General features: G+C 61.5%; 14 protein-coding genes. 7 read left to right on the top strand and 7 right to left on the bottom strand.

Annotated features, from left to right (window positions below; genetic code table 11):
- The 3 genes from FEM54_RS13960 to FEM54_RS13950 form a co-directional block, all read right to left on the bottom strand.
- Positions 1–311 (bottom strand): DUF2937 family protein (locus FEM54_RS13960; RefSeq protein WP_138451446.1); only part of this gene is annotated, 311 nt, incomplete at its 3' end.
- A gap of 11 nt (positions 312–322) precedes the next feature.
- The gene (locus FEM54_RS13955) at positions 323–1099 is read right to left on the bottom strand and encodes a class II glutamine amidotransferase (protein ID WP_017137395.1); all 777 of its coding nucleotides are present in this window, start codon (positions 1097–1099) and stop codon (positions 323–325) included.
- Between the two features lie 30 nt (positions 1100–1129).
- Positions 1130–1666, bottom strand: a complete 537-nt coding sequence (locus FEM54_RS13950) for a hypothetical protein (protein ID WP_017137394.1) — start codon at positions 1664–1666, stop codon at positions 1130–1132.
- 21 nt (positions 1667–1687) lie between these two features.
- Here FEM54_RS13950 and FEM54_RS13945 point away from each other — a divergent pair, with 21 nt between their 5' ends.
- Complete coding sequence (locus tag FEM54_RS13945) at positions 1688–3730, top strand: S9 family peptidase (RefSeq protein ID WP_138451444.1); 2043 nt, start codon at positions 1688–1690, stop codon at positions 3728–3730.
- A 70-nt stretch (positions 3731–3800) separates the two neighbouring features.
- Positions 3801–4274, top strand: coding sequence for a cyclic nucleotide-binding domain-containing protein (locus FEM54_RS13940; RefSeq protein ID WP_017137392.1), 474 nt, complete (start codon positions 3801–3803; stop codon positions 4272–4274).
- On the opposite strand, the gene FEM54_RS13935 is transcribed toward FEM54_RS13940, so the two are convergent.
- Positions 4271–4555, bottom strand: a complete 285-nt coding sequence (locus FEM54_RS13935) for a hypothetical protein (protein WP_026013726.1) — start codon at positions 4553–4555, stop codon at positions 4271–4273. The two genes, FEM54_RS13940 and FEM54_RS13935, sit on opposite strands and share 4 nt — an antisense overlap.
- Positions 4556–4633: 78 nt before the next feature.
- Between FEM54_RS13935 and FEM54_RS13930 the strand changes: the two genes are divergently transcribed.
- Positions 4634–5320, top strand: a complete 687-nt coding sequence (locus tag FEM54_RS13930) for a spermidine synthase (protein ID WP_065929156.1) — start codon at positions 4634–4636, stop codon at positions 5318–5320.
- 156 nt (positions 5321–5476) lie between these two features.
- Here FEM54_RS13930 and FEM54_RS13925 read toward each other — a convergent pair whose 3' ends face one another.
- Positions 5477–6397, bottom strand: a complete 921-nt coding sequence (locus tag FEM54_RS13925) for a ParB/Srx family N-terminal domain-containing protein (RefSeq protein ID WP_138451442.1) — start codon at positions 6395–6397, stop codon at positions 5477–5479.
- 151 nt (positions 6398–6548) lie between these two features.
- On the opposite strand from FEM54_RS13925, the gene FEM54_RS13920 reads away from it, so the two are divergent.
- The 3 genes from FEM54_RS13920 (at position 6549) to FEM54_RS13910 (ending at position 7962) form a co-directional block, all read left to right on the top strand.
- Entirely contained in the window at positions 6549–6923 is a 375-nt protein-coding gene (locus FEM54_RS13920; RefSeq protein WP_003210675.1) for a YajD family HNH nuclease, read from the top strand.
- Between the two features lie 162 nt (positions 6924–7085).
- On the top strand, positions 7086–7553 hold the full coding sequence (locus FEM54_RS13915) for an RNA methyltransferase (protein ID WP_003189607.1): 468 nt from the start codon (positions 7086–7088) through the stop codon (positions 7551–7553).
- A 67-nt stretch (positions 7554–7620) separates the two neighbouring features.
- Complete coding sequence (locus FEM54_RS13910; RefSeq protein ID WP_017137388.1) at positions 7621–7962, top strand: YgaP family membrane protein; 342 nt, start codon at positions 7621–7623, stop codon at positions 7960–7962.
- A 51-nt stretch (positions 7963–8013) separates the two neighbouring features.
- Here FEM54_RS13910 and FEM54_RS13905 read toward each other — a convergent pair whose 3' ends face one another.
- Both FEM54_RS13905 and FEM54_RS13900 read right to left on the bottom strand, forming a co-directional pair.
- A complete protein-coding gene (locus FEM54_RS13905) occupies positions 8014–9234 on the bottom strand; it encodes a hypothetical protein (protein ID WP_138451440.1) in 1221 nt (406 codons plus the stop codon).
- A 13-nt stretch (positions 9235–9247) separates the two neighbouring features.
- Positions 9248–9697 (bottom strand): YcgN family cysteine cluster protein, encoded by a 450-nt coding sequence (locus tag FEM54_RS13900; RefSeq protein WP_017137386.1) that lies wholly within the window; start codon positions 9695–9697, stop codon positions 9248–9250.
- A gap of 153 nt (positions 9698–9850) precedes the next feature.
- Here FEM54_RS13900 and FEM54_RS13895 point away from each other — a divergent pair, with 153 nt between their 5' ends.
- Positions 9851–10435 (top strand): nitroreductase family protein, encoded by a 585-nt coding sequence (locus FEM54_RS13895; protein WP_017137385.1) that lies wholly within the window; start codon positions 9851–9853, stop codon positions 10433–10435.
- Positions 10436–10539 lie beyond the last annotated feature (104 nt).

Genomic DNA, 10539 nt, shown 5'->3' with positions numbered 1-10539 from the left:
CGGATGTACCACGGGCCTTGCATGGCCTGGAACTGCTTGTCCAACGCCACCTGACGATCGAGCAAAGTGCCCAGGCTGTTGGCATCGCTGCGAAACACCGGGTCATCACTGGCGCGGTAATGGGCCACCAACGCCTGCAAGTCCCCATTGAAGAACTGCTGCGCCGTGGCATCAAAGCCGCGCAGGCCGGTCTGGGCTTCGATCAAATGGGCTTCAACGCGCTTGGCGTAGTCGTTGATAAACCCCGGCACTTGCACGCCGACCAACAAGCCAATGGCAAACAGCACCAACCGCAGATAACTAAGCAACATGGTCGATATCCTTACTCGGTAACGCCTTGGCTGACGCATTCACCGCGTCGCCACAGGCTCCATTGGCCCGGTTCGTAGCGGGTCCAGTTTTCATTGTCGGTCAAGGGCTCGGTGGCGATCACCGTGACTACGTCATCAGGCGTGGTTTCGGCCTGAAAATCGACGATCACGTCGACATCTTTCAAACGCGCCGGGCCAAACGGGGCGCGCCGGGTGATCTGCGCCAGTTTGGTCGAGCAGTAGCAAAACAGCCAGTCGCCGTCGCTGAGCAGGCAGTTGAACACGCCTTTGCTGCGGTATTCGGCGCAGGCGGCGATCAGGTCCGGCAGCACCTGCTCGATCTCCACCGGCTCCGGAAAGGCTTCGCGCACGCGATTGAGCAGGTCGCAGAACGCCGCTTCGCTGTCGGTGTCGCCCACCGGCCGGTAGAACGTGGCGCGCGGGTTGAAGTCGGCCAATTGGCCGTTATGCGCAAAGCACCAGTTACGGCCCCAGAGTTCACGCACGAACGGGTGCGTGTTGGCCAGGCTCACCTTGCCCACATTGGCCTGGCGGATATGGCCGATCACCACTTCACTTTTGATTGGATAACGCTGCACCAGCAGGGCGACTTCCGACTCGCTGCTCGCGGCCGGGTCCTGGAACAGCCGCAGGCCACGGCCTTCGTAAAACGCGATGCCCCAACCGTCGCGGTGGGGGCCGGTACGCCCGCCCCGCTGCATCAGCCCGGTAAAGCTGAACACGATATCGGTGGGGACGTTGGCACTCATGCCCAATAATTCACACATGCCAGGGCTCTCGCTGCAGGGCTTACAACGTTAAAGACGCGGCTCAACCCGCAGATTGCCGGCAGGCGGCGGGCGACGGAAAGGTTCGTCGTCTTCGTCTACCGGCTCGGCGGCCAGTGCGGCGTCGGCGGCGGCCTTGCGCTCACGGCGGGCGTTGGCGGCACGCTCGATGGGCCAGCGGATCAACACGAACACGATATACACGCCAAACGCGATCATCGTGTACATGAACAGGTCGGAGATGGCCCGCCAGGCGTTATTGCCCACGTGCAGAACCAGGTCCAGGGCGGTAATGGCCACGGCTGGCGCAAACTGGGTCTTGACCGGGTCGACGATGGTCGGGCTGAACAGCAACACCGCCATCAGCAATTGCAGCGGCTCACGCAGCCAGCGCCAGATCCAGCGGGTCATGCGCCACCACACCAACAGGCAGCCCAAAGCGGCGAAGGCGTAAAGGCCCCAAGCGGTCAGATAGTCGTTCTCGGTCATGGTGTCCATGGCAAGGCTGGCAAAGAGGCGGCTATGATAACGGCTTTTGCGTGTCTCGGCTGCAATGCCTGCCACCATCCGCCAGACAGAGAGTGATCCATGCCTATATCGACTGCCCCGATCGCCCGCAAGGCCCAAGGCCCGGACCCGTACGCCTGGCTGCAGGAACGTGACACACCTGAAGTCCTCGATTACCTCAAAGCCGAAAACGCCTGGCAGGAAGCCCAGCTCGCCGGCCAGCAAGCCCTGCGTCAAAGCCTGTTCGAAGAGATCAAGGGCCGCATCCTGGAAACCGACCTGTCGTTGCCTTCGCCGTGGGGCCCGTACCTGTATTACACACGCACCACCGCCGGTGATGAATACGCCCGCCACTACCGCTGCCGTCGCCCGGCGGATGACAGCAACACGGTGGACGAAAGCAGCGAAGAATTGCTGCTGGACCCGAATGTGCTGGCAAACGGCGGCTTTTTCTCCCTGGGCGCGTTCAGCATCAGCCCCGACCACCTGCGCCTGGCCTACAGCCTCGACACCAGCGGTGAAGAGATTTACACCCTGTACGTGAAGGAATTGGCCACCGGCAAGGTCAGCGAACTGGAGTTTGAAGACTGCGACGGCAGCATGACCTGGGCCAACGACAGCCTGACGCTGTTCTTCGGCGAACTGGACGACACCCATCGCCCGCACAAGCTTTACCGCTACCGCCTGGATGGCACGGCAGCGCAGGAAGTGTTCCACGAGCCCGACGGGCGGTTCTTCCTGCATTGCTACCGCTCCAGCTCCGAGCGCCAATTGCTGCTGGCCCTGGGCAGCAAGACCACCAGCGAAATCTGGGCGCTGGACGCCGACCAGCCACAGCAGGCTTTCACCTGCCTGGCGCCACGGGTCGAAGACCATGAATACGATGTCGACCACGGCATGCTGGATGACCAATGGACCTGGTTTATCCGCAGCAACCGTGACGGCATCAACTATGCGCTGTTCATCGCCGCCGACACTGGCAGTGTGCCAAGCGAGGATCAATGGCAGAACCTGGTCCCCCACAGCGATGACGTGATGCTCGACGGCGTGACCCTCAATGCCAGCGCCATGACCTTGAGTCTGCGTATCGGCGGCCTGCCGGTGATCGAAGTGCACCCGCAGGGTTCGAGCGCCTACCGCGTGGAATTGCCTGACGCCGCCTACAGCCTTTACGTGCAGAACAGCCTGGAATTTGCCAGCGACAAGATCCGCCTGCGTTATGAAGCCCTGAACCGTCCGGCCCAGGTGCGCCAGCTTGAACTGGCCAGCGGCGCGCAGGTGGTGCTCAAGGAAACCCCGGTACTCGGTGTGTTCAACGCCGACGATTATGTCAGCCAACGGCTGTGGGCGACTTCTGCAGATGGCACTCAGGTGCCGATCAGCCTGGTGGTCAAGCGTGATCAGCTTGGCCAACCCACGCCGCTGTACCTCTATGGCTACGGCGCCTACGGCTCAAGCCTCGACCCTTGGTTTTCCCATGCGCGCCTGAGTTTGCTGGAGCGTGGCGTGGCATTTGCCATCGCGCATGTACGCGGCGGCGGTGAGCTGGGTGAAGCCTGGTACCGCAATGGCAAGCAGGAACACAAACAGAACACGTTCAGCGACTTTATCGCCTGCGCCGAGCACTTGATCGCCGAAGGGCTGACCACCTCCAAGCAGCTGGCTATCAGCGGCGGCAGTGCCGGCGGCCTGTTGATCGGCGCGGTGCTCAATCAACGCCCGGAGCTGTTTCAGGCGGCGATTGCCGAAGTGCCGTTCGTCGACGTGCTCAACACCATGCTCGACCCGGAACTGCCGCTGACCATTACCGAGTACGACGAGTGGGGCAACCCGCAAGAGCCCGAGGTGTATGAACGCATCAAGGCCTACGCGCCCTATGAAAACGTCCAGGCCCAGGCTTACCCGCACATGCTGGTGATTGCCGGCTACAACGACAGCCGCGTGCAGTATTGGGAAGCGGCCAAGTGGGTGGCCAAATTGCGCGACACCAAAACCGACCACAACCTGTTGCTGCTCAAGACTGAACTCGGTGCCGGCCATGGCGGGATGAGCGGGCGTTACCAGGGATTACGTGACGTAGCGCTCGAATATGGATTTGTCTTCAAGGCCCTGGGGCTCGTTTAAGGAACTTAGCAAGGCGGTCCTGTCTGAACACAAGACCGCCCGACTTGATTGATGGACCAAGATTGCAGCTATGCCACTACCGACTCTGATGAACAACGAAATCCGCGACATGCTCATGGATTGCGGCCTGTTCGACCCGCTGTTACCGGAAGATTTTCACGTGGCCGCCGGCTACTTCAATATCAGCAGCATTGCCCGCGATGAGGTGATTTTCCTCGAGGGCGATGCGGGCACCTTCATGTGCATCCTGCACAGCGGCCAGGTGGCCGTGCAAAAAACCAATCACACCGGCCAGCGCCTGACCATCGCCACCCTGCGCAGTGGTCGGGCCTTTGGCGAAATGGCCGTGCTTGACGGCGAGCGGCGCTCCGCCAGTTGCGTGGCCGCCAGTGATTGCGTGCTGTTGAACCTGGGCAAAGATGCGCTGGAAAAAATGCTCAACGAAGCCCCCAGGGTAGCGGCCAAGATCATTCGCGCGATTGCGATTGCCTTGTCCAAGCGCCTGCGCATGGCCGACGGGCAATTACTGTCCCAGCAATTTTAACCGCCGGGCGTCTTCGGCTTGCTGTCATTTTGCAGCAGGCCGGGCACCGTCTGATCCTTGGGCGGCGTTGGCAACACAATCGGCACCAGCGCCGGTGAGCCGTTCGCGGTGGTTTTGGGCGCCACGGGCGGAGTGACTTGCGGGTACAAGGTGGGCGTCGGCGTGCCCGGCGCACCGGGGGTTGGCGTAGGCGCCACGGGCACGGTTTGCGCCTCTTGCGCCTGCGCCGCACCCAATGTGAGCGCGCTCAACGCAATGACCGTTAGAATGCTGCACTTCATCGATGGCTCCATGGCCTGACCGGAATGTCGTAAGGCTACTCCCAACCGCGCAAGAATGCCCTTCCCAATGAGATTTCCATGAAACGTTTCGTTCTGCTCGACACCACCCCAATCCCCGACAACGGCGGTGCCTTGTGCCTGTTCGAATACGGCGAGGATTTTGTCATCAAGATCCAGGGCGGTGACGGCGGCCAGTTGATGAACACACGCATGCATGGTTCCGAAGACGCGCTGGCGGAGATTCCTTGCCGTAAAGTCGCCGGTCGGCCGGGTTCGCGGGTGCTGATCGGCGGCCTGGGCATGGGCTTTACCCTGGCCTCGGCACTCAAGCATTTGGGCAAGAGCGCTGAAGTGGTGGTGGCGGAATTGGTGCCTGGCGTAGTGGAATGGAACCGTGGCCCACTGGGGGAAAAATCCGGCCGCCCGCTGCTGGACCCACGCACGGTGATCCGCATGGAAGACGTGGCCAAGGTGCTGCAGGCCGAGCCGCAAGGCTTTGACGCGATCATGCTGGATGTGGACAACGGCCCCGAAGGCCTGACGCAAAAAGCCAACAGTTGGCTGTATTCGGCCGGTGGCCTGGCCGCGTGTGCCAAAGCGCTGCGGCCTAAAGGCGTGCTGGCGGTGTGGTCAGCCAGCGCCGACAAGCTGTTCAGCGACAAACTGCGCAAGGCCGGGTTCAAGGCCGAGGAAGTGCAGGTGTTCGCCCATGGCAACAAGGGCACCCGGCATACCATCTGGATTGCCGAGAAGCTCAAGGGCTGAGGCTCGCTGACACAAAAAAAAACCTGTAGGAGCCCGCTGGTGTGGGAGCTGGCTTGTGTGGGAGCTGGCTTGCCTGCGATAGCATCACCGCGGTCTACCTGAATCACCGAGGTGCCAGCATCGCAGGCAAGCCAGCTCCCACATTTTGGTCCCGTGTCAGCCCCGGGATTTTCGATAGTCGATCACATACGGCACTTTTTTCTCGAAGGTCTTGTCCAGCTCGCCCTGGTCCAGTTGGGTCATACCGCCCAGTTGCCTGGCAGTAAAACCGCTGCTGCCCACCTGCGAACCCGGCGCCAGGCTGACCATGCGCTTGGCAACCGCCTCAATCGCATCCTTGTAGCCGCCCTTCTTGTTCAGGTTGTACGCCTTCAAATCAATCTGCGTACGCAGCCAGTTGCCCCAGTAGAACTCCAGGAATTCCGGCGCAATCGCGCCATCGTCCGGCTTGCCATAGGCGGCCTTGCGGGTGAAATACACCAGGCTGCGAAACGTGTCGTCCTGCAGGTTCTTGAAACCCAGGTGCGCAGGCAGCTGTTGCGGCGGCAGGGTCTGGCCTTGATTGTCCTTGAGCCAGACCTTGCGGGCCGCCTCCATGCGCTGCCAGAAGGTATTCATGTCGGCGCTGTTGCTGAAGTCATCGGTTACCTTGACCCACATTTTCAGCTGCGGGCCGCCGCCGGGCACTTCCCACAAGGTGGTAAAACTATGGTGACCGTCGGTCAGGTACAACTGGCCACCGGGGCCGACCACCACGGTTTTCATGTCGTCGGGGTGGGTGCCCACCGGGTCTTTGCAGGTGAAGCTGTCGGGTTGGTGCAGGTCGGCTTTCTTCGGCACGTTGTCGGCGGCGCCCTGGCCGTTGGTTTCGCAGTATTCGTCGAACACCTTGGCCGGTTTGTCGGCGAACAGCCCCAGGCTGTAGTAGATCTGGTCAAAGCCCACCACGGCCTGGGTCGGGTGCAGTTGCTCGAGGGCCACCTCGACCACCTGGCCGGGCTTGGGTGTGGAGAACGCCTGGGCTTGAGCGGCCAGGGCGCTGAGCAGCAGGGCTGCGGTCCATGTGTACACACGCATAGGTTTCAGATCCTTGTGAAGTGAATATGCCGATACTACAAACGTTCGCTCAAGCGCAGCTGTACCGCGGCTGAAAAAGCCAGCGGTCATTTGCCTCGCGAGCGGCTAGAATCAACCCTATCCGTGAACCCCCAAATAGCCAGGAGCCATGATGAGCTCGACCAACCCGCCCTCCCACACCGCCAAGCTGGACCGCATCCTCGCCGATGCCCAGCGCGACCGGGAAATGGGCTACCGCGACAAAGCCTTGAAGATGTACCCGCACGTGTGCGGCCGCTGTGCCCGTGAGTTTGCCGGCAAACGCTTGAGCGAACTGACCGTACACCATCGCAACCACAATCATGATGACAACCCCCAGGACGGTTCCAACTGGGAGTTGCTGTGCCTGTACTGCCACGACAACGAACACTCGCGCTACACCGACCAGCAGTATTTCGGCGAAGGCTCCACCAGCAGCCCGACGATTGCCAAGGCGACGCACAACCCGTTTGCGGCGTTGGCGGGGTTGATGAAAAAGGACGACTGAAGCCCTTCTTTGTCTGTGCGGGCCTCATCGCAGGCAAGCCAGCTCCCACAGGGGAATGCATTCCAAGTGTGGGAGCCGGGCTTGCCCGCGATAGCGATCGCCCAAGCAACACATGCCTCCAAGGCCGTATAATCGCGGTTTTCCTCCAAGGCACCCTTCCCCGTGGGCAATAAACGCTACAGCTGCATCGGTCTGTATAACCCCAAATCCCCCGAAAACGTCGGCTCGGTGATGCGCGCCGCCGGCTGCTACGGCGTGGCCTCGGTGTTTTACACCGGCGTGCGTTACGAGCGCGCCCGGGACTTCATCACCGACACCAAGAAGGTCCACCACGACATTCCGTTGATCGGCATCGATGACTTGAAAAAGATCCTGCCGCTGGGCTGTATCCCGGTCGCCGTGGAGCTGGTGGAAGGCGCCCGCCCGCTGCCCGAATACACGCACCCGGACCGCGCGCTGTACATCTTCGGCCCCGAAGACGGCTCGCTGGACAAAGAGATCCGCGACTGGTGTGAAGACGTGGTGTACATCCCGACCACCGGCTGCATGAACCTTGCCGCCACCGTCAATGTGGTGCTGTACGACCGTCTGGCCAAGGGCAACAACACCCGCTCAGGCCCCAAGTACTGATATTTCGGGAACATCCGGCGCCTGCAAACAGTCAGCTACTTACACTTGCCTTTGTTGGAGACAAACCATGAGCGACAGCAAAACCCTGCGACCTATCATCGAACACCTGCAGCCAGCCCCCAAAAGCGAGCAAAACGTACACGGGTCGGAACGCATTCTTTCGGTGGCCGGCGGTGTGATGATGGTCGGCAAAGGCCTGCGCCGTGGCGGCATCTTCGGGCTGATCCAGGTGGCGATTGGTGGCGTGGCGCTGGTGCGCGGCGTGACCGGGCACAGCTCGCTCAAGGACAAGCTGGAGCAAGGCCGCCAGGAAATGAACAGTGTGCGCACCAAGATCGAACGCGCGGGCGAAGAGTTGAAGAACTTGAAGACCAAGGCTGAAGTGGCGGCAGAGAAAGCCACTAAATAGCCCGGCCAACCCCAATCAACTGTGGGAGCCAGCTCCCACAGTTGTTTTGGGTCAACGCAATAATTTGTTGTCCAGCACCACCGACGACTCGCCGATCACACTTTCAGCCAACTGCACAAACTGCGCCGTATTAACACTGTTCGCCCGCATCACCGCCTGCGCCAGATCATCCAGCGAACGTTTGTTGTGGGTCTTTACGCGGATCTCGCGGTCCAGCTCCTGCAACACCAGCACCGCCCGCGCCACGGTCGCAGCGTTGACTTGATTGCCGCGCAGGCTGATCACGCCCTTGCCTTCCTTGGCCAACCGCGTCTGTATCGCCGCATACCGCTCATCGGTAATGCCGCCGGCACGCCGCAGCAGTTCAATGGCGTAATACTCGCCCAACCCTTCGCTGATCCAGTCACTGGTATCGTGGTCGTTAAAACGGCCAATGGCTTGCACCACTTCGCGCAGCAACGGGCTGCTGCCGTTTTCGCTGATCAGCGGCGTGCGGCTGTTGAGGTAGATCGAATCGCGCGATGAGAAAGCGCCACGGCGCATCGGGTCGCTGGCGCCGACGATCAACAGCTTGGCAGGATGGCGTGGCAGTGCGGCTTCGACTTGCGGCCAGACGAACGTCAGCAGCGTCAGCACGTCCATCCGGCGCATGGCCTGCCCCTTGGGCGAGGCCACGGTGACGTCGGTTTCACCCAGGCGCACGCGACGACTGCCGAGGCTGCCAGCGAGCATCCAGCCGGTAGGCCGGTCGAACAGGCGGGACACATTGTCGATACGGAATTTGTGCTTGCCGATACGCGGCCAGGCGGTTTCGACGCTCTTCCAGCCAGCCGGCAATTCAAACATCAGGCGCGACACCAACTCGGTACCGTCCTGCTGGTCCAGCCGCGCAACCGGCACCAGGTCTTCGCCGCGGAACAGCGCCCAGCTCGGCGTCATCCGCGCCTCATACACGCCCGCCTTGCGCGCATGGGTGAGGCGCACGCGGTAAGTCAGGCTGGCTTTGTCGGCGCTGGGTTGCCACAGGCCACGGCTACCGGTGACCTGCCATTGGCCGTCGGCCTTGAAGTCACTGTAGTCGCCGTCACGGCCCAGGTCGAAGTTCAGGCTGCGCACAGCCGAACCCTGGGACAGGCTCACGCGGACCTCGGCCTGATCACTCTGGGGCAGCAGCTTGACGTGATAATCGAGGTCGACTTTCTTCGCGCACCACGCAGGCAGGCTCAGTGCCAGCAGCACCAAGGATGCCGCCAGCCGGGTTGCCACCCTCATACACACTCCTTTTTCAGCCTGCGCGGAAGATCAGGTAATCCTCCCAGTCATCTTCGGGCACGCTGCCTTCGGCGAGCATGCGCCCGGACTGGGAAATGCGTTCATGGTGCACAGCATCGCGGTCGCCACACACCAGGTGATGCCACAGCGGCAAGTCCTTGCGTTCGCTGACCAGGCGGTAGCCGCAGGTCGGCGGCAGCCATTTGAACTGGTCGGCCTGGCCCGGCGTGAGCTGGATGCAATCGGGCACCGAGGCGCGGCGGTTGGTGTAGTCGCTGCACTGACAGGTTTTCAGGTCGAGCAATTTGCAGGCGATGCGCGTGTAATAGACGCTGTTGTCTTCTTCATCCTCAAGCTTTTGCAGGCAGCACAGGCCACAGCCGTCGCACAACGACTCCCACTCCTCCTGGTCGAGGTGTTCAAGGGTTTTGCGTATCCAGAAAGGTTCGACTTTAGCGGCCATGGCTCTACATCAGTATCGGAAGGTGAAAAGGCCGCCAGTCTAGTGCCCAAGGCGCCTGGGGCCAAGCGCTTACGACTGGCGGTGTAACAACACTTGTCAGTCTAGTGGGCGCGCAGTAGCTTTGAAGGCCGAATTGACGATCAGGAACTGCCCATGACACGCGTTGCCGATTACCCGATCCACACCCAGTTCACCGAACGTTGGTCGCCCCGCGCCTTTACCGGCGAAAGCATCCCGCAGGAGACGCTGCTGAGCTTCTTCGAAGCCGCACGCTGGGCGCCGTCGGCCTACAACTCGCAGCCATGGCGCTTTCTCTACGCGCGCCGCGACACGCCGAACTGGGAGCGTTTCCTGGGGTTGCTCAATGAATTCAACCGTGGTTGGGCGCAACACGCGTCAGCCCTGGTGATCATCGCTTCAAAAACCGACTTTACCGCCCCCGGCGCCAGCGAAGAAACCCCGGCGCTGTGGCACACCTTCGACACCGGTTCGGCGTGGGGCCACCTGGCGCTGCAAGCCAGCCTCAGCGGCTGGCACACCCACGGCATGGCCGGTTTCGATCAGGAGCTGACCCGCAAAGAGCTGAAGATTCCAGAAGGTTATGCCCTGCACGCGGCTGTGGCCGTGGGCAAGCTGGGGGACAAGTCGAGCTTGCCGGAGTACCTGCAAGGTCGTGAAGCGCCAAGCCCGCGTCGGCCGCTGAGCGAACTGGTGTCCGAGGGTGATTTCAGCCTGTAAGCCTTGCATAGATCCAATATGTGCGGGCTTGTGTGGGAGCTGGTTTGTGTGGGAGCTGGCTTGCCTGCGATGAAGGCACCTCGGTGAATCAGGTAGACCGAGGT

Origin of the sequence: Pseudomonas edaphica, assembly GCF_005863185.1 — a bacterium.
Classification (GTDB): Bacteria; Pseudomonadota; Gammaproteobacteria; order Pseudomonadales; family Pseudomonadaceae; genus Aquipseudomonas; species Aquipseudomonas edaphica.
The sequence above is the reverse complement of the archived record's forward strand: the minus strand, read 5'-3'. Positions and strand labels throughout refer to the sequence as shown.

What these genes read in the sequence shown, in the direction of transcription:
- FEM54_RS13955 (WP_017137395.1), bottom strand. Translation starts at nt 1,099, where the DNA reads ATGTGTGAATTATTGGGCATGAGTGCCAACGTCCCCACCGATATCGTG.
- FEM54_RS13950 (WP_017137394.1), bottom strand. Translation starts at nt 1,666, where the DNA reads ATGGTGGCAGGCATTGCAGCCGAGACACGCAAAAGCCGTTATCATAGC.
- FEM54_RS13945 (WP_138451444.1), top strand. Translation starts at nt 1,688, where the DNA reads ATGCCTATATCGACTGCCCCGATCGCCCGCAAGGCCCAAGGCCCGGAC.
- FEM54_RS13940 (WP_017137392.1), top strand. Translation starts at nt 3,801, where the DNA reads ATGCCACTACCGACTCTGATGAACAACGAAATCCGCGACATGCTCATG.
- FEM54_RS13935 (WP_026013726.1), bottom strand. Translation starts at nt 4,555, where the DNA reads ATGAAGTGCAGCATTCTAACGGTCATTGCGTTGAGCGCGCTCACATTG.
- FEM54_RS13930 (WP_065929156.1), top strand. Translation starts at nt 4,634, where the DNA reads ATGAAACGTTTCGTTCTGCTCGACACCACCCCAATCCCCGACAACGGC.
- FEM54_RS13925 (WP_138451442.1), bottom strand. Translation starts at nt 6,397, where the DNA reads ATGCGTGTGTACACATGGACCGCAGCCCTGCTGCTCAGCGCCCTGGCC.
- FEM54_RS13920 (WP_003210675.1), top strand. Translation starts at nt 6,549, where the DNA reads ATGAGCTCGACCAACCCGCCCTCCCACACCGCCAAGCTGGACCGCATC.
- FEM54_RS13910 (WP_017137388.1), top strand. Translation starts at nt 7,621, where the DNA reads ATGAGCGACAGCAAAACCCTGCGACCTATCATCGAACACCTGCAGCCA.
- FEM54_RS13905 (WP_138451440.1), bottom strand. Translation starts at nt 9,234, where the DNA reads ATGAGGGTGGCAACCCGGCTGGCGGCATCCTTGGTGCTGCTGGCACTG.
- FEM54_RS13900 (WP_017137386.1), bottom strand. Translation starts at nt 9,697, where the DNA reads ATGGCCGCTAAAGTCGAACCTTTCTGGATACGCAAAACCCTTGAACAC.
- FEM54_RS13895 (WP_017137385.1), top strand. Translation starts at nt 9,851, where the DNA reads ATGACACGCGTTGCCGATTACCCGATCCACACCCAGTTCACCGAACGT.